This window comes from Amycolatopsis sp. NPDC039088 (assembly GCF_055598845.1).
In genome coordinates this window covers 35,281-58,466 of sequence record NZ_JBVKAE010000021.1, presented here as the reverse complement: position 1 = coordinate 58,466, position 23,186 = coordinate 35,281, and the positions used below count along the sequence as shown (strand labels likewise).

At 68.9% G+C, this 23,186-nt stretch carries 26 protein-coding genes and 1 pseudogene; 9 read left to right on the top strand and 18 right to left on the bottom strand.

Annotated features, from left to right (window positions below):
- Positions 1–50 precede the first annotated feature (50 nt).
- Positions 51–476 carry a B-4DMT family transporter gene (locus tag ACZ7KI_RS25550; RefSeq protein WP_470275685.1) on the top strand — a complete coding sequence of 142 codons (426 nt, stop codon included), beginning with the start codon at positions 51–53 and terminating at the stop codon, positions 474–476.
- On the opposite strand, the gene ACZ7KI_RS25545 is transcribed toward ACZ7KI_RS25550, so the two are convergent.
- The 11 genes from ACZ7KI_RS25545 to ACZ7KI_RS25495 form a co-directional block, all read right to left on the bottom strand.
- Positions 431–1,915 carry a glycoside hydrolase family protein gene (locus ACZ7KI_RS25545; protein WP_470275684.1) on the bottom strand — a complete coding sequence of 495 codons (1,485 nt, stop codon included), beginning with the start codon at positions 1,913–1,915 and terminating at the stop codon, positions 431–433. The two genes, ACZ7KI_RS25550 and ACZ7KI_RS25545, sit on opposite strands and share 46 nt — an antisense overlap.
- 60 nt (positions 1,916–1,975) lie before the next feature.
- The gene (locus ACZ7KI_RS25540) at positions 1,976–2,902 is read right to left on the bottom strand and encodes a GNAT family N-acetyltransferase (protein WP_470275607.1); all 927 of its coding nucleotides are present in this window, start codon (positions 2,900–2,902) and stop codon (positions 1,976–1,978) included.
- Entirely contained in the window at positions 2,899–3,330 is a 432-nt protein-coding gene (gene aroQ, locus ACZ7KI_RS25535) for a type II 3-dehydroquinate dehydratase (RefSeq protein WP_470275606.1), read from the bottom strand. The genes ACZ7KI_RS25540 and aroQ overlap by 4 nt, the downstream gene beginning before the upstream one ends.
- Complete coding sequence (aroB, locus tag ACZ7KI_RS25530) at positions 3,327–4,436, bottom strand: 3-dehydroquinate synthase (RefSeq protein WP_470275605.1); 1,110 nt, start codon at positions 4,434–4,436, stop codon at positions 3,327–3,329. Before aroB ends, aroQ begins: the two co-directional genes overlap by 4 nt.
- Positions 4,437–4,444: 8 nt before the next feature.
- Positions 4,445–4,873: a hypothetical protein gene (locus ACZ7KI_RS25525; RefSeq protein ID WP_470275604.1), complete on the bottom strand. Its 429-nt coding sequence runs from the start codon at positions 4,871–4,873 to the stop codon at positions 4,445–4,447.
- A complete protein-coding gene (locus ACZ7KI_RS25520) occupies positions 4,870–5,394 on the bottom strand; it encodes a shikimate kinase (RefSeq protein ID WP_470275603.1) in 525 nt (174 codons plus the stop codon). Before ACZ7KI_RS25520 ends, ACZ7KI_RS25525 begins: the two co-directional genes overlap by 4 nt.
- Positions 5,391–6,578, bottom strand: coding sequence for a chorismate synthase (aroC, locus tag ACZ7KI_RS25515; protein ID WP_470275602.1), 1,188 nt, complete (start codon positions 6,576–6,578; stop codon positions 5,391–5,393). Before aroC ends, ACZ7KI_RS25520 begins: the two co-directional genes overlap by 4 nt.
- A gap of 47 nt (positions 6,579–6,625) precedes the next feature.
- Positions 6,626–7,237, bottom strand: coding sequence for a prepilin peptidase (locus ACZ7KI_RS25510; RefSeq protein ID WP_470275601.1), 612 nt, complete (start codon positions 7,235–7,237; stop codon positions 6,626–6,628).
- 702 nt (positions 7,238–7,939) lie between these two features.
- A complete protein-coding gene (locus tag ACZ7KI_RS25505) occupies positions 7,940–8,569 on the bottom strand; it encodes an anti-sigma factor family protein (RefSeq protein WP_470275600.1) in 630 nt (209 codons plus the stop codon).
- Entirely contained in the window at positions 8,566–9,078 is a 513-nt protein-coding gene (locus tag ACZ7KI_RS25500) for a sigma-70 family RNA polymerase sigma factor (protein WP_465466001.1), read from the bottom strand. Before ACZ7KI_RS25500 ends, ACZ7KI_RS25505 begins: the two co-directional genes overlap by 4 nt.
- Positions 9,075–9,443: a hypothetical protein gene (locus ACZ7KI_RS25495; RefSeq protein WP_470275599.1), complete on the bottom strand. Its 369-nt coding sequence runs from the start codon at positions 9,441–9,443 to the stop codon at positions 9,075–9,077. The genes ACZ7KI_RS25500 and ACZ7KI_RS25495 overlap by 4 nt, the downstream gene beginning before the upstream one ends.
- 131 nt (positions 9,444–9,574) lie before the next feature.
- On the opposite strand from ACZ7KI_RS25495, the gene ACZ7KI_RS25490 reads away from it, so the two are divergent.
- A complete protein-coding gene (locus ACZ7KI_RS25490) occupies positions 9,575–10,015 on the top strand; it encodes a QcrA and Rieske domain-containing protein (protein ID WP_470275598.1) in 441 nt (146 codons plus the stop codon).
- A 75-nt stretch (positions 10,016–10,090) separates the two neighbouring features.
- Here ACZ7KI_RS25490 and ACZ7KI_RS25485 read toward each other — a convergent pair whose 3' ends face one another.
- Both ACZ7KI_RS25485 and ACZ7KI_RS25480 read right to left on the bottom strand, forming a co-directional pair.
- The gene (locus ACZ7KI_RS25485) at positions 10,091–10,546 is read right to left on the bottom strand and encodes a PTS sugar transporter subunit IIA (RefSeq protein WP_470275597.1); all 456 of its coding nucleotides are present in this window, start codon (positions 10,544–10,546) and stop codon (positions 10,091–10,093) included.
- Positions 10,543–10,788: pseudogene (locus ACZ7KI_RS25480) on the bottom strand (PTS sugar transporter subunit IIB); the annotation flags it as partial. The gene ACZ7KI_RS25485 and the pseudogene ACZ7KI_RS25480, both read right to left, overlap by 4 nt.
- A gap of 225 nt (positions 10,789–11,013) precedes the next feature.
- Here ACZ7KI_RS25480 and ACZ7KI_RS25475 point away from each other — a divergent pair.
- Genes ACZ7KI_RS25475 through ACZ7KI_RS25460 form a run of 4 tightly spaced genes read left to right on the top strand, consistent with a single transcriptional unit; the run spans position 11,014 to position 14,246 of the window.
- Complete coding sequence (locus ACZ7KI_RS25475; RefSeq protein ID WP_470275596.1) at positions 11,014–11,802, top strand: GntR family transcriptional regulator; 789 nt, start codon at positions 11,014–11,016, stop codon at positions 11,800–11,802.
- Positions 11,799–13,055: a PTS transporter subunit EIIC gene (locus ACZ7KI_RS25470; protein WP_470275595.1), complete on the top strand. Its 1,257-nt coding sequence runs from the start codon at positions 11,799–11,801 to the stop codon at positions 13,053–13,055. Before ACZ7KI_RS25475 ends, ACZ7KI_RS25470 begins: the two co-directional genes overlap by 4 nt.
- Positions 13,056–13,095: 40 nt before the next feature.
- Complete coding sequence (locus ACZ7KI_RS25465; protein ID WP_470275594.1) at positions 13,096–13,362, top strand: HPr family phosphocarrier protein; 267 nt, start codon at positions 13,096–13,098, stop codon at positions 13,360–13,362.
- 59 nt (positions 13,363–13,421) lie between these two features.
- Complete coding sequence (locus tag ACZ7KI_RS25460) at positions 13,422–14,246, top strand: serine hydrolase domain-containing protein (protein WP_470275593.1); 825 nt, start codon at positions 13,422–13,424, stop codon at positions 14,244–14,246.
- Here the strand turns inward: ACZ7KI_RS25460 and ACZ7KI_RS25455 are convergent.
- Positions 14,236–15,177 (bottom strand): D-2-hydroxyacid dehydrogenase family protein, encoded by a 942-nt coding sequence (locus ACZ7KI_RS25455; RefSeq protein ID WP_470275592.1) that lies wholly within the window; start codon positions 15,175–15,177, stop codon positions 14,236–14,238. The two genes, ACZ7KI_RS25460 and ACZ7KI_RS25455, sit on opposite strands and share 11 nt — an antisense overlap.
- A 300-nt stretch (positions 15,178–15,477) precedes the next feature.
- Here ACZ7KI_RS25455 and ACZ7KI_RS25450 point away from each other — a divergent pair, with 300 nt between their 5' ends.
- Entirely contained in the window at positions 15,478–16,107 is a 630-nt protein-coding gene (locus tag ACZ7KI_RS25450) for a maleylpyruvate isomerase family mycothiol-dependent enzyme (protein WP_470275591.1), read from the top strand.
- Between the two features lie 3 nt (positions 16,108–16,110).
- Here the strand turns inward: ACZ7KI_RS25450 and ACZ7KI_RS25445 are convergent, their stop codons facing one another.
- Entirely contained in the window at positions 16,111–17,310 is a 1,200-nt protein-coding gene (locus ACZ7KI_RS25445) for an endonuclease/exonuclease/phosphatase family protein (protein ID WP_470275590.1), read from the bottom strand.
- A 141-nt stretch (positions 17,311–17,451) separates the two neighbouring features.
- Between ACZ7KI_RS25445 and ACZ7KI_RS25440 the strand changes: the two genes are divergently transcribed.
- Positions 17,452–17,874, top strand: a complete 423-nt coding sequence (locus ACZ7KI_RS25440) for a hypothetical protein (RefSeq protein ID WP_470275589.1) — start codon at positions 17,452–17,454, stop codon at positions 17,872–17,874.
- A 17-nt stretch (positions 17,875–17,891) separates the two neighbouring features.
- A complete protein-coding gene (locus ACZ7KI_RS25435; RefSeq protein WP_470275588.1) occupies positions 17,892–18,560 on the top strand; it encodes a TetR/AcrR family transcriptional regulator in 669 nt (222 codons plus the stop codon).
- Positions 18,561–18,897: 337 nt separating this feature from the next.
- On the opposite strand, the gene ACZ7KI_RS25430 is transcribed toward ACZ7KI_RS25435, so the two are convergent.
- From ACZ7KI_RS25430 to mltG, 3 genes are all read right to left on the bottom strand, one after another.
- Positions 18,898–20,148 (bottom strand): GrpB family protein, encoded by a 1,251-nt coding sequence (locus tag ACZ7KI_RS25430; protein WP_470275587.1) that lies wholly within the window; start codon positions 20,146–20,148, stop codon positions 18,898–18,900.
- Between the two features lie 518 nt (positions 20,149–20,666).
- Entirely contained in the window at positions 20,667–21,524 is an 858-nt protein-coding gene (locus tag ACZ7KI_RS25425) for a shikimate dehydrogenase (protein ID WP_470275586.1), read from the bottom strand.
- Positions 21,511–22,950: an endolytic transglycosylase MltG gene (gene mltG / locus ACZ7KI_RS25420; RefSeq protein WP_470275683.1), complete on the bottom strand. Its 1,440-nt coding sequence runs from the start codon at positions 22,948–22,950 to the stop codon at positions 21,511–21,513. The genes ACZ7KI_RS25425 and mltG overlap by 14 nt, the downstream gene beginning before the upstream one ends.
- Positions 22,951–23,186: the final 236 nt, after the last annotated feature.

Below are 23,186 nucleotides of genomic sequence, written 5' to 3'. Positions count from 1 at the left end.
TGGCGAGTTAAACTCCCCCAATGGCACCGTGGCTGACTCGTGGACTCGTGATGGCGCTGCTGCACGGCGCGGCCGTCACCGTGCTGGCCAAGTACGAGGTCTACAACCCCACCGACAAGACCCTCGTCACCTCGCTCGCCCTCGCCGTCCTCGTCGGCGCGGCGGCGGGCTGGAGCGCCGTGGACGCCTGGCAGGGCAAACCCGAACGCGGCAAGAACTGGTTCATCGCGGCGCTGATCGCCGGCCCGGTTTCCGGTGTGCTGTACGTGATCGGCCGGGCGGTGTTCGTCGACCAGACCGGCGCCTCCGAACTCGGCGGCGCGCTCACCGGCGGTGCCGCCTTCTCCGCCCTGCTGGTGCTCATCCCGGCCGGGCTCGGCCTGTTCGTCGGCGGCCGGATCGCCAAGACGGCCCCGGAGGACGACGAGGCTCAGCCCGAGAGCGAGAAACCGGCCGGGAAACCGTCCCAGGCCTGATCGCTGATCTCTTCGACGGTCGAGTCGTTCAGCGCCGCCGCCCCGGCGTCGGGCACGCCGAACAGCTTGCCGTCGAGCACCACCGCGACCCCGCGGCCCGGCGCGCGCACCATCCTCGCCCCGGCGCTCAGGCGCGCGGCCTGCGGGAACTTCTCGAGCACCTTGAGCCGCTGGTCGACCACCTCGCCCGCGAGCGCAGCCGCCACCGAGCGCCGGTCGACCCGGACCAGTTTTCCGTCGGCCACCAGGTCGATCGTCCGCTGCGGCGAAGGCATCGCGACCCCTTCGAACGCGGTCCGGATCCGGGCGTCGCCGTCGCAGGCCCGCGAACCGCGGACGTCGAGGCCGAAATGCTTGAGGTCGGTCGGCGCCCCCGCGCCGCCGACGATCGTGGCGCGGACGACGTCGAACGGGACCCGGTCGCAGACGTCGCCCGAGGAGAGCGGCGCGTGCCCGTCGGGCCGCCGGACCAGGCCGGGGCCTTCCTTCCAGGCGCCCGGGATGAGCTGTGGCCGGTACGGCTGGGCGGCGAAGTCCCTGGTCCAGAAGGTGAGCGTGGTACCGGTGTCGGTTTCGTGCGCGATCACGAAGGCGTCGAGCGCGCCGACCCACATCAGGTCGGTGCTGAAGCCGTCGACCAGCGAGCGGGTGCGCGGCGAGATCGTGGTGGGTTTGGCGACGAAGCCCTGGTCCCCCAGCGTCTCCACGCCCTGGGTGAAGGCCGCGTCCTTGGCGCGGAGCAGGAACTGCCCGGCGCCGTTCCACCCGGCCGCCTTGGCCGTGGTGTCGGTGAAGAGCACGTAGAACCAGCCGTCGAGGTACACCGCCGAAGGCTGGCCCGCGCCGTAGACGTTGGCGCGGTGCACGTCGTGCGACGGCCCGATGATCGGCTGTCCGCCGGCGGCACGCGTCCAGGTGAGCCCGTCGGTGCTGGTGGCGAGCCCGATCGAGTTGCCGAGCGCGTGGTCGCCCGCCGCGCCGGTGTAATACATGTAGTAGGTCGAGCCGACCTTGATCACCGAGGGGTCGCAGGTGTGCATCCCGTCGAAACCGCCGGGCGCGCCGGAGAACACCGCCGCCGGGCCGCCGCCGGACGGGCCGGTGAAGGGACCGTCGAGCGACGGCGACTGCGCGTAGAGGATGTCGTCCCCGGCGGGCTGGGCACTGCCGTACTGGCTGCACCACCACATCCGGAGCTTGTCGCCGTCGCGCATCACAGTCGGTCCGTAGTTGTAGACCGCGTCCTGATCGCCCGCGGCGACCACGCCACCGCTCTGCCGCGGATCACCGGTGGCGAGTTCGACGTCCATCGGGCGCGGCTTCTCGCCGGGCGTCTGCTGGACTCCGCCGATCCCGCCGCCCTTGCCGTCGGCCTGGGACTGGACGTTGCCGTCACTGCACGCCACCAGAAGCGCGCCGGCCGCGAGGACGGCCACCACGGCACGGGCGGATCGCCGACCCCCACGAAAAAGGCGCATGATGGCCGAGTGTAGCGAGACTTAGCCCGCCTGGGTGACGTCGCTCCCCGGTAGAGCGACGAGCTCCACTTCGAAGCCATCGGCGTTTTCGAGGTAGGCGGCGTAGTGGTGATCACCGCCCGCATACGGAAACTTGTCCGGGAACATCGCCGACCAGCCGTGTTCGAGGGCTTTCGCGGCCAGTTCGTTCACCCGATCGCGGGACTCCACGTGCAGGGCGAGGTGGTTCAGCCCCGGCCGGGTGCGCTCGTGCGTTTCGCCGCTGAGCGCGGGCGAATGTTCGACGACGAGGTAGGTCGCGCCGTGCTTCCAGCTGACCCCGGCGGGCCAGCGCTGGAATTCGCCCCAGCCGAGTTCGCCGAGCAACCAGCCCCAGCTCGCCTCGGCGCGCGCAAGATCCGGGACCCACAGTTCGATGTGGTGCGGTTTACCGTGGTCCGACGGCAGCGCGACGAAAACACGGTGCGGCCCGCTGCCGTAGTGATCACCGCCGCCGACATCGAGGAAACCCAAGCGCCGCATCAGGTTCAGACTGGCCACATTGGACTCGCCGACCAGTGCCCATACCGACGACAAGCCCAGCCCGACGAGTCCGTGAGCCAAAAGCGCCTGCGCGGCCTCGGTGGCCAGCCCCTGTCCGCCGTGCTCACGTGCGAGGTAGTAGCCGATCTCCGGAACCCGGCCTGGCAGTTCCTCCGACGGCCGCAGATGGGCGAGACCGATCACCTCGCCGTCCCGCTCGATCGCCCAATGCCCCATCCCGGACGGGCCGCGATAGGAGAGGCGCCGGTTCATCATGGCCCGGATGCGGTCCGGGTCGGTGAGCGGAACCGCGAAATGCGCGCTCATCGCCGGGTCGGCGAAGAGCGCGACGATCGCTTCGGTGTCGGCCTCGGTCAGCGCGCGCAGCCGAAGCCGTGCGGTGACCAGCTCCGGCGGGTTGTTCATACCGCGTTCGCGGCCATCCAGCGCAGGGCGAGCGGGTAGCCGTCGACGCCGAGCCCGGCGACGACGGCGGTGGCGATATCCGACAGCACGCTGTGGTGCCGGAACTGCTCGCGTTTGTGCACGTTGGAGATGTGCAGCTCGATCAGCGGCGCCTTGAGCTGGGCGGCGGCGTCGCGGACCGCGATGGAGTAGTGCGTCCACGCGGCGGCGTTGAGCACCACCGGCCAGCCGGCGTCGGCGGCCTCGTGCAGCCAACCGACCATCTCGCCCTCGTGGTCGGTCTGGCGGACCTCGACGTCGATCCCGAGTTCCTTGCCGGTGTCGGCGCAGGCCGAGACCAGATCGGCGTGCGTGGCCGAACCGTAGATCCCCGGTTCGCGCAACCCGAGCCTGCCGAGGTTGGGACCGTTGAGGACGAGCACCTTCACAGCAGCACGCTCCCGCCGGGCTTGGGAGCCTCACCCGCCACCACCGAGTACGCCGCCGCGAGCAGCGACGGGTCGGGGCCTTCCAGCCTGCCGGGCTTCGCGAGCCCGTCGAGCACGACGAAGCGCAGCACGCCCGAGCGGGTCTTCTTGTCGCCCTTCATCGTTTCCAGCAGGTGCGGGAGCGCGTCCGGGTCGTACGTGGTCGGCAGGCCGAGCAGCTTGAGGACGACGCCGTGGCGATCGGCGGTGGCGTCGTCGAGGCGGCCGGCCAGGCGCGCGAGCTCGGCGGCGAACACCAGTCCGACACTCACCGCGGCACCGTGACGCCACCGGTACTTTTCGCGGCGTTCGATGGCGTGGCCGAGTGTGTGGCCGTAGTTGAGGATCTCGCGCAGGTTCGACTCACGCAGGTCCGCGGCGACGACGTCGGCCTTGACCTGGATCGAGCGGCGGACCAGCTCGCCGAGGACCTCACCGGTGGAATCCAGCGCGGCGGCGGGGTCCTGCTCGACAAGTTCGAGGATGCGGGGATCCGCGATGAACCCGGTTTTGACGACTTCGGCCATCCCGGCGACGAGTTCGTTGGGCGGCAACGTCTCCAGCGTCGCGAGGTCCACCAGGACCGCGCTCGGCTCGTGGAAGACGCCGACCAGGTTCTTGCCGGCCTCGGTGTTGATACCGGTCTTCCCGCCCAGGGAGGCGTCGACCATGCCCAGCAGCGTGGTGGGCACGTTGACCAGGCGCACGCCGCGCATCCAGGTCGCGGCGACGAACCCGGCCAGGTCGGTCACGGCGCCGCCGCCGAGGCCGACGACCACACCTTGGCGGTCGAGACCGATGCGGCCGAGCACCTCCCAGCAGAAGCTGGCGACCGTGAGGGCCTTGCCGTCCTCGGCGTCGGGGATCTCGACCCGGTGCGCGTCGATCCCGGCCTCGGCCAGCTCGTCGCGGATGGCCTCCGCGGTGGTGGTGAGCGTCGGCGGGTGGATCAGCGCGACCTTGGACGCGTCGGCGAGCTGCTCGGTGAGCTCGCCCAGCAGCCCCCGGCCGACGACGACGTCGTACGGCTTGGCGGTGTTGACGGTGATGCGGACCGGCTCGGTCATCGTGTCCCTCACTTCGGCGGAAGCCGCTTGGCCCTGGCGACCTCGCAGGTGATCTTGCCCTTGACCGGGGTGTCGCCCGGGATCTCTTCGGTCACCGTCTGGCCAGGCGTCATGCGGTTCTTGGCGAACAGCGCTTCCCCGGAGTCCTTGCCTTCGGCGTCCTTGATCGCGATGGTGACGGCGTAGCGCGCGTCCTCGCTCGTGCTGTTGGTGACCTCGATGGTGATCTTCGGGGTGTAGCTGTTGCTGTCGCATTTGGTGACCTTGACGTCCGCGGCGACGTCCGCCTCGGCGGCGGCACTGGTCGCGCCGGGAGCGGCGCTGGTCGCCCCACCGGTCTGGACGACATCGGAACCGGCGGGCTGTTTCTCCTCGCCGCACGCGGTCAGGGTCAAGGCGAGGACGGCGAAAAGAACGCCGGCGGTGGTGCGCTTCATGCTTTTTCCTTGCTGATCTCGTCCAGTCCGATGACGGCGGCCTCGACGACCTCGTCGGGGGTCAGGTGATCGGTGTCGATCTCGATCGTGGCCACCTCGCGGTACACGGGCAGGCGCGCGTCGAGGAGCGCCTTGTAGGTGGCGCGGGGGTTCACTCCGGCAAGCAGCGGACGCGCCGTCGACAGCCCGGCGCGTTGCACACCGGCGGCCATCCCGACGTTGAGGAAGACCACGGTGTGCGCGGCGAGCCGCTCCCGGGTGCCGGGCGTGATCGGCGCTCCCCCGCCTAGGGAGAGGACGCCGTCGTGCTCGGCCAGCGCCTTGGCGACGATCTCCTCCTCCAGCGCGCGGAAGGCGGGCTCGCCTTCGTCGGTGAAGATGTCGGTGATGGGCTTGCCCGCGCTCGCGACGATGTCGTCGTCGCTGTCGCGGAAGGCCAGGCCGAGCGCGGCGGCGAGCGCCGGGCCGACCGTGCTCTTACCCGAGCCCGGCGGCCCGATGATCACCGCGCGAGGAGTCACCAGCGCTCCTCGAGCGCCTTCAGGTAGGCCTCGGCGTTGCGCTTGCTTTCGGCCAGCGAGTCGCCGCCGAACTTCTCCAGCGCGGCGTCGGCGAGGATCAGCGCGACCACCGACTCCAGCACGACACCGGCACGGGGTACCGCGCAGACGTCGGACCGCTGGTGGATGGCCACCGCGGGTTCACCGGTGGTGACATCCACAGTGGACAGTGCTTTCGGGACGGTCGAAATCGGCTTCATGGCGACGCGCACACGCAACGGCTCGCCGTTGGTGATGCCGCCTTCGAGCCCGCCCGCGCGGTTGGACCGGCGGGTCACCCCGACGGGGCCGGTGCCGCGGTCGATCTCGTCGTGGGCCTGGCTGCCCCAGCGCGTGGCCGTGGTGAAGCCGTCGCCGACCTCCACCCCCTTCATCGCCTGCACGCCCATGAGCGCGCCGGCGAGGCGGGAGTCGAGCCTGCGGTCCCAGTGCACGTGCGAGCCGAGGCCCGGCGGCAGCCCGTAGGCCATCACCTCGATGACGCCGCCGACGGTGTCACCGGCCTTCCGCACGGCGTCGACCTCGGCGACCATCGCGTCGGTCCCCTCCTGGCCGAAGGCGCGGACGGGGCTCTCGTCGATGGCGGGCAGGTCCGACGCGACGGGCAGCGGGCCCTCCGGCGCCGAGGCGCCGCCGATCGACACGACGTGGCTGAGGATCTCGACCCCGAGCAGCTGCTTGAGGTACGCGCGGGCGACCGTGCCGAGCGCGGTCCGCGACGCGGTCTCGCGGGCGCTCGCGCGTTCCAGCACCGGACGGGCCTCGGGGAAGCCGTACTTCTGCATACCGGGCAGATCCGCGTGGCCTGGCCGGGGACGGGTCAGCGGCTCGTTGCGCGCCAGACCTTCCAGCTCCTCGGCGGGCACGGGATCGGCCGACATGACCTTCTCCCACTTGGGCCACTCGGCGTTCTCGATCTGGATCGCGACAGGGCCACCCTGGGTGAGCCCGTGCCGGACGCCGCCGGTGAACTCGATGTGGTCGGTCTCGAAGCCCATCCGGGGACTGCGGCCGAAGCCGAGCCTCCGTCGCGCGAGCTGCTCGCCCACTTCGGCGGTCGTGACCTCGACCCCGGCGGGCATCCCTTCCAGGATGGCGGCGAGGGCGGGTCCGTGCGATTCCCCTGCGGTTATCCAGCGCAACACCTGACAGATCCTGTCACAACGTCTCAACCTGCCGGGGAAGGGCCGGGCTATCCCGGACCAGGTCCGGCGAAGACGGCCAGCGCCCAGGCCGCGACCAGGAGACCGGGGCCGTGCGGCACCGTCGGATGCCTGGGTCCGCCAACCGCGAGTGCCACGCTCAGCAGCGCCGCGGCGACCGCGCCGAGCACGACCGACGGCCAGCCCGTCGCGGCGAGGACCGCGCCGAGGCTTCCGGCGAGCTTCACGTCACCGGCGCCGAGCGAGCGCGGCGACAGCGCGTGAACGAGCGCGTGCGCGCCGCCGAAGACCACCGCGCCCAGCAGGGCCCGCGCCGCGATGGCCGCCCCTCCCCCGGCCGCCGCGACCGTGATGGCGGCGGCGAGGGCCGGGTACGCGGGCAGGGTCAGGATGTCGGGCAAGCGGCGGTACTTGAGGTCGGCGAGCGCCAGCGGGACGGCGAAGACGGTCAGCACGGCGGGGACCGCGAGCCACCACGACGGCCAGGCCCCGTCCTGGTGACGGAGGCAGACCGCCAGGAGGAGGGCCGCCGTGAGAGCGACCGCCCAGGCCGTCACCGGCGCTCCCGCACGGCGCAGGCAGGCGCCGGTGGCGAGCGCCGATCCGGCGCCCGCCACCGCGAAGGCGATCGACATGAACACAAGATCAAGAGTCCGCCTGCATGGTGTGCTGAGGCAAGAACTTCTTTTCGTGACAGGTACTTTCACGCACTTACGGCAGGTGGGGCGCGGGTTCCGGGCGGCCGGCGGAACGCGTTTTAGTCGACTACTTGCGCCGGGCCGCGCACGGTCACCCGCCGCGTCAGAGCGTCCACAAGGGACGATTCCCCGCAGCGGCCTAGGTGGGAGGTCCGTGAAGGCCTCCTTCCCTACGCTCAAGGCAGGGAAGGAGGCCATCATGTACTGGGGGAACGTGTGATGGCGCAGGCTGTGAGGGGAACTTTGAGGGACTCTGAGTCCCTCAAGGAGGCCTTCACGGACTTACTTCTGACCTGGACGAGGGTGGTGGTCGTCGCCTCGGTCTCGCACCTTGATCAACGGAAGATCCGGGACACTCAACGTCCCCGATCTTCCGTTGATCAAGCTCGTGTCCCTCACGATCTGCGGACCGGCGACCGAGCGGGGAAGATTCCGGCCGTCCAACGGCCGGAATCCTCCCCACCCGACCACACCGGCCACCCGCACAAGCTCCACACCAGTGGGTAAACAAAGACAAGTCCTCCAAGGGCCCTTCACGGACCGGCCGACCCGCCCGCCGGTACCTGAAGCACCCTTCTGAAACTTTTCGCGGTCGGTACCAATCCACCTCACATCCGGTACCGAAGCCCTGTCATGACACCGGGATCAGGGGTTCATCCGCAGCAGCGGGAGACCCGAGGGCGTGCGGATCTCCAGTGCCCTGATGTCCCCGGTGCGCATCGCGGTGCCGACCACGATGTGCGCGGTGTCCTTGGGCATCGCGCGCCAGGACGCCAGTTCGCTGGTGCCGCCGTCGGCGTCGACGGCGACCAGGATGTAGTCCCCGGTGCGGTTCCCGCCGTAGCTGCACGTCATGTCGACCTTGGTGCCGGTGTCCGTGGCGGACATGGCGACCTCGGCGGTCACCGGATAGTCGCCGAGCGGCGTCATCGGATCACCGCCCGACGCGACCGGGCCGGTCAGGACGACCGCGAGCGTGACACTGGCCGCGACGGCGACCCCGGCCGCGGTGGCGGTGATCGTCCGTTGGATCCGCCGTCCCCGGCGGACCCGTTTGAGCACGGTCGGCAGCAGTTCGGGCGACGGCAACGGTTCCTCCTCCAGCAGTGCGGGGGCACCGGCCTGGGCCAGCAGGCCCGGGATCCCCGCCAGATCGCGCACGGACGCGGCGCACTGGTCACACACGTGAAGGTGTTTCTCGTACGCGGACCGGTCTTCCGGGGACAATGCCCCGAGCACGTAAGCCGCGTCGTAGGTGGCGAAGGGGTCGGTCATTGAGTCACCCCTCTCTCCTCCAATACCAGCCGCAACGCCCGCAAGGCGTAATGCGTCCGCGACTTGACGGTCCCTTCGGCCACACCCAGCCGCTTCGCCGCGTCCGCGACGGAGTAGCCCTGGAAATAGCACAAAACGACCACTTCACGATGTCTCGGCGAGAGCTCGCCGAGGGCTTCGGCGACCAGCCAGCCCTGGACCGCCCGTTCGGTGCCGTCCGTGACCGCCGTTTCGGGCGGTTCGCCGGTCACCACCTCCGGATGCGCCGCGGAAGCACGCCAGTCGTCGATCGCTATCCGTCTCGCCACGGTGAACAGCCAGCCCCGCGCCGATCCCTCGGACTGGTCGAGCACCTTGGCGTTGCGCCAGGCCCGCAGCAACGTCTCCTGGACGACGTCCTCGGCGCGGACCCGGTCACCGCTGGTGAGGTGCAGTGCGTAGGACCACAGCGCCGCGGCGTGCTCGTCGTGCAGAGCCCGCATCAGCCGGTCCTCCGCGAATTCCTTCACCGATCCGTGCCTTCGCGGACGAAGAGCAAAGGGAGGGCGAAGACGACACACGCCACTTCGGTGATCAGGCCCCACAGCTCGGCCTGGGAGGTGAAGCGCTCCGAGACGCCGAAGAACCCTGTCGTCAGCGAAAGCACGTACGCACCCAGCGTGGCCAAACCGAAGCCGATCGCCGCCAGCACGGGCAGCCAGTGGTGCCAGACCAGGACGGCGACCGCGATCACCACGCCCGCCACCACGTTCACCAGGAAGAGTGGCCCGACCACATCCGTCTCGGCCGCCCAGTCCTGCCATACGACGTAATGCACCCACGCCGAACCGAGCAGGCTCGCCGCCACCACCGCCCGCAACAACCACCGGATCATGTCCGTATCTCTTTTCGCGTGTTCGGTTCCCCTATGCCTGTGAACACGGAAAAGAGGGGCTCTCGGTTCAATCCCGCACCCGATGGTCGGCGAAATTGAACCGGATGGGCGCTTGAACCGTGTGTATGGGCATGACTGCCGAACTGCATTCCCGCCGCACCGTCCTGACCACCGGGGCCGCCGTCGCCGGCGCGGCCGTGGGTGCCGTGGCCCTGACGGCCTGCGGAAGCGAAGCCCCGTCGTCCGGCCCGGCCGCCGCACCGCCCGCCGCGGCACCGGGCGAGACCCTGACCGCGCTCTCCGACCTCGAGGTCGGCCAGGCGAAGGCCGCCAAGACCGCCGACGGCAAGGACGTCATCGTCACCAGGACCGCCGAGGGCACCGCGGCCGCGTTCAGCGCGATCTGCACGCACCAGGGCTGCGCGGTCGTCCCGGCGGGCGCGGAACTGAAATGCCCTTGCCACAACTCGATCTTCGACGCCGCGACCGGCGCCGTCAAAAAGGGACCGGCGGACCAGCCGTTGCCGTCGATCGCGGTCAAGGTCACCAACGGCCAGGTCGTCACGGCCTGAGAAACGTCATGAGGGGTCCCCATAGGACGAAAACCGTCCTATGGGGACCCCTCATGACACTCGCGAGTGTGAAGTTCAGCTGTCCCAGGTGAAGATCGGGTCGCCCGGCTCGACGTCGCCGCCGGTGAGCAGTCCCGAAAGGACTTCGGCCTTCGCGTCCAAGGCCACGACAGGCACGATCGGCGAGTAGCCCGCCGCCGCGACGGCCTCCGGGTCCCATCCGACGACCGGCTGCCCGGCGCGGACGGACTCACCCTTGACGACGTGGAGGGTGAACCCCTCGCCCTTCTGCTTCACCGTGTCGATCCCGAGGTGGACCAGCACGCCGCGGCCGTCTTCGGTGGCCACCACGAAAGCGTGCGGGTGCAGGGTCACGACCGTCCCGTCGACCGGCGCGACCGCGTCCTGACGTCCGCCGGAGGGCATGACCGCGAGACCGGGGCCGACCATCGCCTGCGCGAAGACCGGATCGGGCACTTCGGTCATGGCGGTTGTCTTGCCGCCGACCGGGCTCAGGATCTCCAGGCTCACAGCAGATCCTCGATGTCACTGGCGATCGTGTCGGCCTCCGGCCCCACGATGACCTGGACACCGGCTCCCATGCGCACGACGCCCATCGCGCCTGCCGCCTTCAGCGCCGCCTCGTCGAGCAGGCTCATGTCTTCGAGCTCACAGCGCAGCCGGGTGATGCACCCCTCCACCTCGATGACGTTCTCGGCGCCGCCGAGCGCCGCGAGGATCTTTTCCGGCCTGTCATCCGCCATCGCGGTCTCCCTGTTCCCTGTCGGTTTCCCACATGCGAACCAGCTGTACTACGCCGTTCGCCGACTCGCACCCGATCCCTGGCCACGAACGCGTAACGGTGGTTGACACCCGCTCGTGCGACGGAGCATCCTGCCCCATCGGATCATTGGTCTAGACCGGAACGTACCAATCTTCCGGACCTGACGCGAGTACGGGTTACCCGAATCGACCGGCCCGAAAGGACGGTGACCGTCATGAGCGCTTCGGCGCAGCTGCCGCCGTCCGACCGTGTGATCAACGGACCGACGCCCAAGCACGCCCAGCTGCGGGAGATTCTGCGCCGCACGGTGGAGCGTGAGCTACCCCCCGGCTCACCGATTCCTTCGGAACGTGACCTCGCCGAGACCTACCAGGTGTCCAGGCTCACGGTCCGGTCGGCGATCGGCAAGCTGGTCGAAGAAGGGCTCCTCTCCCGCGTGCGCGGGAAAGGGACGTTCACCGCCGCGAGGCGGATGGAATTGCAGCTCTACCTGATGTCCTTCACCGAGGACATGCGCCGTCGCGGGATGACGCCGACCACGGAGGTCGTCAAGACCGCCACCGAGGTCCCGCCCACCCCTTCGGCGCACGCCCTCGGCCTGGCACCCGGCACGCCGGCGCACCGGCTGGTCCGGCTCCGCCGTGCCGACGGGGTGCCACTGGCGGTCGAACGCGGCTGGTATCACGCCGGCCGGATGCCCGGCCTGCTCGACCTCGATCTCACTCGATCGTTGTACGTCCAACTCGCCCAGTCGTACGACCTGCGCCCGGACCACGCGTGGCAGACGGTCTGGGCCGAATCCGCGGACCGCGAAACGGCACGCATGCTCGGCATGCGGGCGGGCAGTCCGCTCCTTGTCTTCCGCCGGGTCTCCAGCGTCAACGGGGAACCGATCGAAGACATGACTTCCTGGTACCGGGGCGATCACTACCAGGTCACCATGCAGCTTGACCGGAACACCCCGGATTCCGGTCACCATCCTCACTACGGAGGTACCCGATGAGCTCCACCACCGCGGAGGGGGCGAAGAGCAAGGGCAAGGGACTGGCCGGGCTTCAGCGCTTCGGCCGCAGCCTCATGCTCCCCATCGCCGCTCTGCCCGCCGCCGCACTCCTCAACAGGTTCGGTCAGCCCGACCTGCTCGGCAAGGACGGCCTCGGCTGGGACAAGGTCGCCGAAGTGCTCGGCGCGGCGGGCAACTCGCTGTTCAACTGGCTGCCGCTCCTGTTCGCGGTGGGTATCGCCGTCGGCTTCGCCCGGAAGAGCGACGGGGCGACCGGGCTGGCCGCCGTGGTCGGCTTCTTCGTGTTCACCAGCGTCCTCCAGGTCTTCGCGCCGTTCTCCGAACTGCCGGGCTGGAATCCCGAGAAGCCCGCGGGCCTGATGCTCAACCCGCTCAAGTGGCCATACAGCGTACTGGCCGGTGTGATCGTCGGTCTCGTCACCGCGCTGCTGTGGCAGAAGTTCTACCGCATCAAGCTGCCGCCGTACCTGGCCTTCTTCGGCGGCCGCCGGTTCGTGCCGATCGTCACCGCCCTGACGCTGATGATCCTCGCGGTGCCGCTGGGCCTGGTCTTCCACTGGGTCAACGACGGCATCCAGGCGGTCGGCGAGGCGGTCACCGGCGCTCCGGTGGTCGGTGGCGGTATCTACGGTGTGCTCAACCGGTTGCTGATCCCGGTCGGTCTGCACCAGCTGCTGAACGTGCCGGTGTGGTTCATCTTCGACGGTGGTGACCTCACGAAGTTCTTCGAGGGCGACCCGACCCGCGGCACCTTCATGACCGGCTTCTTCCCGATCTTCATGTTCGCCATCCCCGCCGCGGCGCTGGCGATCTGGCAGACCGCGAAGCCCAGCCAGAAGAAGATCGTCGGCGGTGTGATGATCGCCGGTGCGCTGACCTCGTTCCTGACCGGTATCACCGAGCCGATCGAGTTCTCGTTCATGTACGTCGCGTGGCCGCTGTACCTGATCCACGCGCTCCTGACCGGTACGTCGCTGGCACTGGTGAACGCGCTCGACATCCACCTCGGCTTCGGCTTCTCCGCCGGTGCGATCGACTTCGGGCTCAACTTCAACCACCCGGCGGCGAGCGGCAACGTCTGGCTGCTCATCCCGATCGGCCTGGCCTACGCGGTCGTCTACTACGTGATCTTCCGTTTCGTGATCAAGAAGTGGAACCTGCGGACCCCTGGCCGCGAGGACGACGCGATCGAGGCCGATCTCGAAGCCACCGCGGCCAAGCCCATCAAGTAGTTTCAGCTCAACAGAACCGAAGGCACGAAAGGGAAAGAACATGCCGGAGAAACGCGTCGCCGTGGCCAGCAAGGTGGGTCTGCACGCCAGGCCCGCGGCGACGGTCGCCAAGGCGGCCGCGGCGCAGCCCGTCGCGGTGAAGATCGCCAAGGCGGGCGGTGACCCGGTCGCGGCCGGCAGCGTGCTGAACCTGATGACGCTCGCCGCCGGTTACGGCGACGAGGTCATCATCAGTGCCGAGGGTGAGGGTGCCGAGGCGGCCGTCGACGCCATCGCCGAGCTGGTGGCGACCGACCTCGACGCCTGATCCCTCATTCCGCGAAGCCCGGGCCGCCCCGACCGGCCCGGGCTTCGTAGGGTGTTGGCATGGACAGCGTGCGCGAGATCGAACAGTGGCCGGTGGACAACGCCGCCACGGCCGTGGTGACCGCCGCCGGTGACGTGCTGGGCACGCACGGCGACACGTCGAAGGTGTACAAGCTGGCGTCGGTGACGAAGCCGCTGACGGCCTACGCCGCGCTGATCGCCATCGAAGAGGGCGTCGTCGAACTCGACACTCCCGCCGGGCCGGAGGGCTCGACGATCCGGCATCTGCTGGCGCACACCTCGGGCCTGGCCTTCAACGAGCACAAGCCGATGGCCGCGCCCGGCAACCGGCGCCTGTACTCCAACGCCGGTTTCGAACAGCTCGCCGACGCGCTCACCGAGCATTCCGGCATCCCCTTCGCCGAATACCAGGCGGAGGCACTTTTCCAGCCGCTGGGTATGAAGGCGACCAAGCTGACCGGGTCACCCGCCTCGGGTGCGGAGTCCACCGTGGACGACCTGGTCGCGTTCGCCGCCGAACTGCAGGCACCGAAGCTGATCGCCGCCGAGACGGTGCGCGAGGCGACTTCCGTGGTCTTCCCCGGCCTTTCCGGTGTCCTGCCCGGCTTCGGCCACCAGAAGCCCAACGACTGGGGCCTCGGCTTCGAGATCCGCGACCACAAGAGTCCACATTGGACCGGGTCATCCAGCTCGCCGCGGACCTTCGGTCACTTTGGGCAGTCCGGCACCTTCCTGTGGGTCGATCCCGACGCCGGCGCCGCCTGCGTCGCGCTCACCGACCGCGCGTTCGGCCCGTGGGCGGCCGAGGTGTGGCCGCCCTACACCGACGCCGTCCTCGCCGAACTGGGCAAGCTCACTCCATGACACGCAGCGGCGAACCCGCCTGGAAGGCCGCGATGTCCTCGACGGCGTCGCGGTAGAAGATCTCGTAGGCCTCGCGGGTGACGTAGCCGATATGCGGGGTGAGCACGACGTTGTCCAGTGTCCTCAGTGGATGGTCCGACGGCAGCGGCTCGACGTCGTAGACATCGAGTGCGGCGACCGCGATCTCCTTGCGGCGCAAGGAATCCACCAGAGCGGCTTCGTCGACGATCGGACCACGCGAGGTGTTGACGAGCATCGCCGTCGGCTTCATCGCGGCGAGTTCGGGCGCCCCGACCAGCCCGCGGGTGCGGTCGCTGAGCACGAGGTGGACCGACAGGACGTCCGCTCGCGCGAACAGTTCTTCCTTCGACACCGCCGTCACGCCGTGGGGATCGGCCTTCTCCTGGGTCAGGTTCTGGCTCCAGGCGATGGTCTCCATGCCGAACGCCTTGCCGATCCTGGCCGCGCCCGCGCCGAGCCTGCCGAGCCCGAGCAGCCCGAGGGTCTTGCCGTGCAGGATCGTGCCGACCGTGGTCTGCCAGCCGCCCTCGCGCATGTTCCGCGACTCCACCGGCACGTTCCGCGCGGCGGCGAGGATCAGCACCCAGGTGTGCTCGGCCGCCGGGGCCGCGATGTACCCGGTGGAGGAGACGACCACGCCGTTGCGCCGGGCGGCGGCGACGTCGATCGCGGCGTTGCGGTGCCCGGTGCTCACCAGGAGCTTGAGCGCGGGAAGCCGGTCGAGCACTTCGGCCGGGAAGCGGGTGCGCTCGCGCATCGCGACCACGACGTCGAAGTCCCGCAGGCGGGCCACCACGTCGGCGGGGTCCGCGAACGGCTCCGCGAACACCTCGATCTCGGCGCCGAGGGAGTCCCAGTCCCCGAAGCCGAGTGCCACTTCCTGGTAGTCGTCGAGAATCGCGATCTTCATGGGGACCAGGCTAGGGTCGGCTCAGTGACCGTGCCCAGGGAGGCTGCCGTGATCCTCGAATTCCGCACCTACCGGCTGAAGCCGAGGACGGCCACGAAGAGGCCTACCTGATCCGCGTCTTCGGCTCTCTCGAAGAACACGAACGGCGAGAACGCGAGTTCTATGGCAGTGAGGCCTGGCTGTCGGGCCCGCGCGAGGCGATCGTCTCGCGGATCGAGAGCTACCACACGATCGCCATCGAGACCTCCGAAGAGGCGGTCAAGGCGCTCGAACGACGGTGACCGAGGACGAGGAGCGGGGATGCACGAGGGCAGGATCCTGGCCTGGACCGAGGCGGAGCGGCTGAGCTTCGCCGAGCTGCTTGAGGGGCTCGCGGAAGAGGACTGGTCCAAGCGGACACTGTGTTCGGAGTGGACGGTCCACGCGATGGCGGGGCATCTCGCTCAGGCCACCAGGAACCGGCTCAAGGACACCCTCGTCGGCATCGTCAAGGCCAAAGGGAACTGGGATCGGATGAACGTCGACCACGCCGTCGCCTACGCCGCGCGGTTCTCCCCCGCCGAACTCGTGGCCCAGATCCGCGAGGACGCCGGCTCACCGCGCCGCTCTCCGGGCGCCAAACCGATCGACCCGCTCGCCGACGTGCTCATCCACGGCCAGGACGTCGCCCGCCCGCTCGGTATCGCCCGGCCGATGCCGGAACAGCCCGCCATCGCGGCGCTGGAGCACCTTCTCGTCAGCCCGTTCTGGGGCGCCAGGAAACGCTGTAAGGACCTCAGGCTGATCGCCACCGACGCCGAGTGGTCCGGCGGAGCGGGCACCCGGGAAGTACGGGGCCCGCTCGTCGACCTGCTCCTGTCCGTGAGCGGCCGGAGCGCCGGGCTGGCCACGCTCACCGGCCCGGGCGAAACGCTGCTCCGTGCCCGCTGAGACCTACCAGCGCGGGACGAACACGTCGACGCGCACCAGGTGGTGGTCCGACGCGTCGTTGAGCCGCGCCAGCGGTGAATCGGGCAGCGGCCAGAAGACTTCGGCGTGCCACGGGAACAGGCCCTCCGACGGCAGGACGTAGTCGATCCGCAGGTTCCCCGGCGCGTTGTCGTTGAAGTCGCCGGTGTCGAAGACGGGGTCGCCCTTCTGCCCGATGTTGGCGCCTGCCTGGTCCTGAGCGGCGCGCACCGCGCCTTCGCTGCCTGGGCGGGTCTCGATGACGCGAGGGGCGTTCAGCAGGCGGGAGATCGCGCCGGGGACGCTGTCGCCGTCGAGCGGGTCGGAGTTGTGGTCGCCGGCGATGACGAACTTCTCGTGCGCGCCCAGCCCGCCGCGACGGCCGCGGTCGTCGTAGACGTAGCGGCCCTTGCCCGGCGTCACGTAGTCCGCCCAGAAGCGGATCTCGTCGTTGTTGCGTGTGCCGTTGCGGTCCTCGGGGCCGTCGAAGGTGGGCGGTGTCGGGTGCGCGGTGAGGAAGTGCACGGTGGACCGGCCGACGCGGATCGGAAGGTCCCAATGGGACTTCGACGAGAGGCGCAGGACGTCGAGTGCCTGCGGCGAGTACCAGTCGTTCGGCGCCGGGGTGGCCGGGTCGTCCGGGAGCAGCGCGCCCGGCATGTCCTTCCAGAGGAACTTCTGGAAGGTCCGCGCGTGCTTGGTGTCGATCGGGTACTTGGACAGCACGAGCATGCCGTACTGGCCCTCGAAGAGGCCGAAGCCGTGCGCGTCGTTGCCGCCGCCGACCTGGCCGTTGCGGTCGAGGTCGAAACCGGTCGCGACACCGGTGTTCGACGGCGCGGTGAACGCGAACGGATAGTCGATCGGGGCGGCGCCGTTCTGGCCGCACTTCAGGTAGTTCTCGCGGAACAGGTCCGCGGCGCGGTTTTCCGGCACGTAATCGAACTCGTTGATCAGCAGCACGTCCGGGCGGTTGCGCTGGATCACCTCGGCGACCTCGTTCGCCTGCGCGTTGCCCGGCTGCGACAGGTCCGTCACGAGCTGTCCCGCGGCTCCCCGGTTCAGCGAAGCGTTGAACGTCGCGAAGCGGACGTTCCGGCCGACGGTGGCTTCCGCCGGCGTGGCGGCCAGCAGCGTTCCGGCCAACAGGGCGCCCGAGGTGAGCACGGCGGCGATGCGTTTCACGGTCTTACCTCCCAGAGTTCTGGCCAGACCTTACGCAGCCGCCGCGGTCCCGTGGGTGAGCTCCAGGTGAACAGCACCTCTTGAACGCGTTCAAAATATCGGCTACCGTTCGTCTTGAACACGTTCAAAACGGAGGTCCCCATGCAACCTGTCGTAGTGGCCTATGCGCTCTACCTGGTCATCACCGTCCCACTGACCGTGCTGGTCGCCCGCACGCTGGGCAAGCACGGCAAGACGTTCCTGGAAGACGTCTTCCAGGACAAACAAGCGCTGGCCCATTCGGTCAACCAGCTGCTGGTCGTCGGCTTCTATCTGGTCAGCCTCGGCTTCGTGGCCCTGTTCCTGACCAGCAACGACACCGTCCTCGACGCACGCGACGTTTTCGAGATGCTTTCGGTGAAGGTCGGTACCGTCGCGCTCGTCCTCGGTGTGATGCACGTCGGGAACGTGCTGGTGTTCAACGGGATCCGGCGTCGCCACCTCGGCCACGGCACCACCCGGCCCGCGCCGATGCCGCAGCCCTACCCCGGTTACCCGGCGCCCGCTCCGCATCCGGCGCCCTGACCGGATAACGTGCACTGGTGGCGAAGAGTGAGGAAACCAGGTCACTGATCGTGGCGACCGCTTTGCGGCTGTTCGCCGAGAACGGCTACGACCGCACGACCATGCGCGCCATCGCCGCCGAGGCCGGTGTCTCGGTCGGGAACGCGTACTACTACTTCGCCTCGAAAGACCAGCTGATCCAGGGTTTTTACGACGAGATCGCCAAGGTGCACCTCACGACGGCGCGCCAGGCGATCGAAGGTGAGCGGGACTTCAGCGCCCGGCTCAAAACGGTCCTGCTCACCTGGCTCGACGTCGCGGAGCCGTACCACCGCTTCGGCACCCAGTTCTTCGTCAACGCCGCCGACCCGGACTCGCCGCTGAGCCCGTTCAGCGAGGAGTCGACGCCGGCGCGGGACGCCTCCATCGGGCTGATGCGCGACGTCATCGCCGATTCCGACGCCAAACTCGACCCGGACCTGCGCGACGACCTGCCCGATCTGCTGTGGCTGTACCAGATGGGTGTCGTGCTGTTCTGGGTCCACGACCGGTCCTCGGGCCAGAGGCGCAGCCGGGTGCTGGTGGAGCGGACGGTGCCGCTGATCGCCCGGCTGGTGGGGCTGTCGCGGCTGCGGGTGCTGCGGCCGGTCAGCCGGGAGATCGTGTCGCTGATCCGGGACCTTTCCAAGCGCGACGACGCCGCCTGAGAACGCGTTTAGTCCTCTATTGAGGGGTAAGTCAAACGTGTCGTGTCGCGGGCTGTGGTCGCTGCTGCCTACGCGTTTCCCTGGTGGTGAAGGCTTCCTTGCCTACGCTGACGGTAGTGAAGGAGCCCTTCACTACCGTCAGGCGTGATCCCTGGTGACAGTGGGACGGCTGTGACATCAACGTCCCGTCTTGAAGTCCGTGAAGGCCTCCTTGAGGGACCCAGAGTCCCTCAAGGAGGCCTTCACGGACTTACCACCCACCACGCCACCTTTGCCTTACCCCTCAATAAATGCTTCGGGCTGTCTCGCATTCAGAGGACTAAACGCGTTCAGGAGATCACTCGCGAACCGTCCGGAAGTACAGGAACCGCGGCTTGGTCCGCAGGTTCGCGTACCAGCGCGGATCGGACTCGGCGATCGACTCCTCCGGCATCGGTTCCACCAGCCTGTCGACGGCGAACCCGGCGTCCCGCACGGCGCCGAAGGTCCAGCTCAGCGGCCGCCGGTAGAACTGGACCTTCTGCCCCGGCGGGAACTCGTCGTCGAGCAGTTCGAGCTGGAAGTAGTTCTGCTTGCCGAACCAGCGCCAGTCCTCGCCGGGATGATGCACCGAGAACACCAGGAGCCCGCCCGGCTTGAGCACGCGACGGAACTCGGCCAGCGCCGGCGCCCACTCCTTCAGGTAGTGCAGCACCAAGGACGCCGTGATGACGTCGATGGAGCCGTCCTCGACGAACGTCATCGGCCGGGACACGTCCGCCGTCTCGAACCTCGCGACGTCCCCGAACTTCTCCCGGGCGACGGCGACCATGCCCTCGCTGGCGTCGACACCGAGGACGTCGGCACCCTTGGCGGCGAGCAGCGCGCTGAGGTGACCCGCCGCGCAGCCGGCATCGAGTACCCGCTTGCCAGCCACGTCACCGGCCAGTTCGACGATGGCGGGCCGGTCGTAGTGGGCGTTGGTGCTGCTGGTTTCGGCGTGCGCGGCGTAGATCCGGGCGAAACCGTCGTATTGGGCGGCACGCGCTCGTTCGATGATCTCGTCGATCACCTCGGTTTTGGCGTCGGCGTAGTGCTGGATGTACTTCCAGGTGCGCGCGGCCAGCTCGCGTTTCTTGGCCTCATAGAGCTTCCGCTCGTCTTCGTGCGCGATCAGCCGGTCGCGGAAGAGCCGATAACGCTCGGCCTGGCCGTTGTCCGGCGAGTAGACGTGCAGGTTGATGTTCGTGTCCGGACCCTTGAAGCTGCGGTGCTTCTCCCAGTCCGGCTCGCGAATGACGAGTTTGTAGCCCTCCGCCTCCAGCTGCGGCAGGTAGGCGTCCTCATCGTCCGAATCGGGAACGATGAGCATGATGTCGATGATCGGTTTCGCGCAGAGTCCCGGTACCGATGTGGAGCCGACGTGCTCCAGCACCAGCGCGCGCTCCCCCAGGATCCCCCTGATGCGCTTCGCTTCCCGGTCGAACAGGTTGGGCCACTCCGGGTCGTATTCGGCCAGGGTGACGGTGGAGTTCAGTACCGGAGCCTGACCGACCCACGAGTTGTCGATGTCTTCTTCGGTGTAGTCGTCACGATCGGGTTTGGGCATTGACCCCTTGTCCTTCCTCAAGGCAGTCGGCCAGATTATCGAACCCGGACGACCTTGTCAGGGGTTTCGAGGAAGGAGCCTTCAGTGTGGGGCTTCCGGTGGCCGTTCGGTACGCACGCCTCACCGCAGCCTGCGATTCTGCTCGCGTGAAGTACGTGATGGCCCCCTTCCTTGCGCTAGGCGCCAATGCCAGGAAGTTGAGCGACGGTGCCTGAGGTTTCCCTGATCGTCCATAAAGGACGCTTACCGTGGTAAATTGTCCGTTTGAGTAGCATTTGCCCGTATTTCCAAGTCTGTGAAGGCCTCCTTGAGGGACTCTGGGTCCCTCAAGGAGGCCTTCACGGACCCACCAACCCTCGTCGGCGAACCAGCGCCGCCCGAACGTCCGGTACCCGCTGGAGCCGGACCACCTGACCAGGGAAAACACGCTAAACAGCACCACGCCACCGACCTTAAGTTCCTGGCATTGGCGCTAGGCGCAGTGTGAAGGGGGCCTTCATGTACTGGCCACAACCCTGTCAGCGGATCTGCAGGGAAAGGATCCCGCCGGTCGCCTCGCGCAGCGCGTCCCGCATCGCCTCGCGGGGAGCGGGTCGCCCGGTGAAGTACTCGGCTTGCCCGAAAGCCTGATGCAGCAACATGTCCAGTCCGGTAGCCAGCCGGCCACCCCGGTCGGCGACCGCCTCGGCGAGCGCTGTCGGCCAGGGGTGGTAGATGACGTCGAGGACGCAGCCGATCCCGGCCAGCTCCGCCAAATGCGGCCGGACGGCGTCCGGGGGCACGGTGTTCACCAGTACCGCCGAGCCTGCCGCGAGTTTCCCGAAGTCGGCGTCGACCCAGCGAAGGACCTCGACGTCGAGTCCGGCCCGAGAAGCCGCCTCGACCGTTTCCGTCGCCCGCGCGGGCTCCCGGACGACGAGCCGCACCGTCCGCACGCCGAGGGTCGCCAGGCCGACGACGGCCGCCGCGGCGGTGCCGCCCGCGCCGAGGACGACGGCCTCGTCGTCCGGGCCCGGCGTGTAGCCACCGGCGATCCGCAGCGCCTCGGTGACCCCGTCGACGTCGGTGCAGTCGGCGAGCCAGCCGGTTTCCCGGCGCACCAGGGTGTTCGCCGCACCGACCGCCGCCGCGCGCGGCGTGACCTCGTCGGCGAACTCCAGCGCGGCTCGTTTACCCGGCATGGTCACCGACAATCCGGTCCACTCCGGACCGAGACCGTCGACGAAGGCGCGCAGTCCGGGACCGTCCATTTCGACGCGTTCGTAAGTCCAGCCCTCGAGCCCCAGCGCGCGGAAGGCGGCGCCGTGCAGCACGGGCGAGAGCGAATGCTCGACCGGCTTTCCCAGGACTGCGGCTTTGCGGTTAGTAGACACCACGCCTCTGTGCGTCCAGCTTGTTCTTGTTGTGCTCGTCGTTCGTCACCGCGAAGCAGGAAAGCCCGTTCTTCTCGCACTTGACGAAGAACAGCCACTCCCCCGCGGCCGGCTTGAGCGCGGCCTGGATCGCTTCCGCGCTGGGCACCGCGATCGGTGTCGGGGGCAGGCCGACGGACTTGTAGGTGTTGTACGCACCCGCTTTTTCCCGCTCCTCGGGTTTCGTGAGCAGGGTCGGCCGGTCGAGGACGTAGTTGACCGTCGAGTCCATCTCGAGCCGCATCTTCTCGTCGAGCCGGTTGTAGACGACCCGCGAGATCTTCCCGAAGTCGGCCTTCACCGCCTCGCGTTCGATGATCGACGCGATGATGAGCGTCTCGTACGGCGTCTTGCCTTCGCCCTTGGACTGCTCGCTCAGCCCGGCGTTGAGGATGCGCTCCGCCGAGGTCTTCACGACGTCGGTGAGCAGTTCCTCGGCCGTCCAGCCGGGTTTGACGTTGAAGATGCCCGGGGCGATCAACCCTTCGAGCCGCCGGTCCTTGTGCTCCGCCTTCGTGGCGGCCTCGACGGCCCAGGGCGGGACGCCCAGCTTCGCCAGGTCCGCGGTCTCGATCGTCTTGCGCAGTTCTTCGACCGGGATACAGGTGCTCGTGCCGTTCAAATCGGCGCAGGAAGCCTTGGACAGCAACGAGTAGACACCCGGCGTCACCTTGCCGTCCGGCTGGGTGATGTCGTGGAACTGGGTGTAGGGCCGGATTTCGACCTGGCCGACCTTCGTACCGGGGGCGACCATCTTCTCGACCGCGCTGGCGCCGGACATCTTCGTCTTCATGACGTAGTAGCCCTGCTGCAGCCGCGAGACGGCGGTGTTGTCCTCCCCCGCCTTCACGAACGCCTTGCCGCTGGCGACCACTCCGGCCGCTTGGAGCCGGTTGCCGATCGCCGACGTCGAGTCGCCCTTCTCCACCTGGACGAGGACATCGCTCTCGCCGGTGCCTTCGTAGTCGTCGTAGCCGAAGATCTCGGTGAAGCCGTAGTACGCACCGCCGGCGAGCAGGACCAGCACGGTCAGTGCGGCGATCCAGCCGAGTGCGCGCTTCTTCTTGCGCTTCTTGGGCGGCGGTCCCTGCCGTTCCGGGCGCTCGTCCTCGATACGTTCGGGCTCGGCGCGATCCTCGTCCTCGAAGTCCTGGTCGTCTTCGTATTCGTCGTAGTCCTCGTACTCGTCGTACGCGTCGTCGCCGAAGATCTCGTCGTACTCCTCCTCGCTGCCCTGAGGCGGAGGAGGGGCCGCTCCGGGACGCCGGGCCAGCGGCGTCTCCTGCACGGCGGGAAGGATGTCGGTCGGCCGCTCGTCCGGGTGCGGGCCGTCGTCCTCGCGGCGCCTGCGGCGGCCGGGACGCGGCTCCTCCTGTGCATAGGCGGGCATGCCGAGACCGCGGTCACCCGGCTGGGGGGACCGCCGGGGCGGTGCGGGAGGGGGCGGCGGGGGTACCGCCTGTTCCGGGGCCCGCCGCGGTGGGACCGGACGCGGTACGCGAGGCGCCGGCGGCTCTTCGGCGGCGGCGCGACGGACCCGGGGTGGCGGCTCCTCGGCGGCCCGGCGGCCACGGGGCGCCGCGGGCGGGACCTCAGGGGCATCGCGGCGCATGTGCCTGGTCCTGG

Excerpts from the sequence above, each read along its gene's own strand:
- ACZ7KI_RS25460 (WP_470275593.1), top strand. The coding sequence starts at position 13,422 with ATGGACAGCGTGCGCGAGATCGAACAGTGGCCGGTGGACAACGCCGCC.
- ACZ7KI_RS25540 (WP_470275607.1), bottom strand. The coding sequence starts at position 2,902 with ATGAACAACCCGCCGGAGCTGGTCACCGCACGGCTTCGGCTGCGCGCG.
- ACZ7KI_RS25490 (WP_470275598.1), top strand. The coding sequence starts at position 9,575 with ATGACTGCCGAACTGCATTCCCGCCGCACCGTCCTGACCACCGGGGCC.
- ACZ7KI_RS25465 (WP_470275594.1), top strand. The coding sequence starts at position 13,096 with ATGCCGGAGAAACGCGTCGCCGTGGCCAGCAAGGTGGGTCTGCACGCC.
- ACZ7KI_RS25430 (WP_470275587.1), bottom strand. The coding sequence starts at position 20,148 with ATGCCCAAACCCGATCGTGACGACTACACCGAAGAAGACATCGACAAC.
- ACZ7KI_RS25505 (WP_470275600.1), bottom strand. The coding sequence starts at position 8,569 with ATGACCGACCCCTTCGCCACCTACGACGCGGCTTACGTGCTCGGGGCA.
- ACZ7KI_RS25525 (WP_470275604.1), bottom strand. The coding sequence starts at position 4,873 with ATGAAGCGCACCACCGCCGGCGTTCTTTTCGCCGTCCTCGCCTTGACC.
- mltG (WP_470275683.1), bottom strand. The coding sequence starts at position 22,950 with ATGCCCGCCTATGCACAGGAGGAGCCGCGTCCCGGCCGCCGCAGGCGC.
- ACZ7KI_RS25440 (WP_470275589.1), top strand. The coding sequence starts at position 17,452 with ATGCAACCTGTCGTAGTGGCCTATGCGCTCTACCTGGTCATCACCGTC.
- ACZ7KI_RS25455 (WP_470275592.1), bottom strand. The coding sequence starts at position 15,177 with ATGAAGATCGCGATTCTCGACGACTACCAGGAAGTGGCACTCGGCTTC.
- ACZ7KI_RS25470 (WP_470275595.1), top strand. The coding sequence starts at position 11,799 with ATGAGCTCCACCACCGCGGAGGGGGCGAAGAGCAAGGGCAAGGGACTG.
- aroB (WP_470275605.1), bottom strand. The coding sequence starts at position 4,436 with ATGACCGAGCCGGTCCGCATCACCGTCAACACCGCCAAGCCGTACGAC.
- ACZ7KI_RS25495 (WP_470275599.1), bottom strand. The coding sequence starts at position 9,443 with ATGATCCGGTGGTTGTTGCGGGCGGTGGTGGCGGCGAGCCTGCTCGGT.
- ACZ7KI_RS25475 (WP_470275596.1), top strand. The coding sequence starts at position 11,014 with ATGAGCGCTTCGGCGCAGCTGCCGCCGTCCGACCGTGTGATCAACGGA.
- ACZ7KI_RS25450 (WP_470275591.1), top strand. The coding sequence starts at position 15,478 with ATGCACGAGGGCAGGATCCTGGCCTGGACCGAGGCGGAGCGGCTGAGC.
- ACZ7KI_RS25550 (WP_470275685.1), top strand. The coding sequence starts at position 51 with ATGGCGCTGCTGCACGGCGCGGCCGTCACCGTGCTGGCCAAGTACGAG.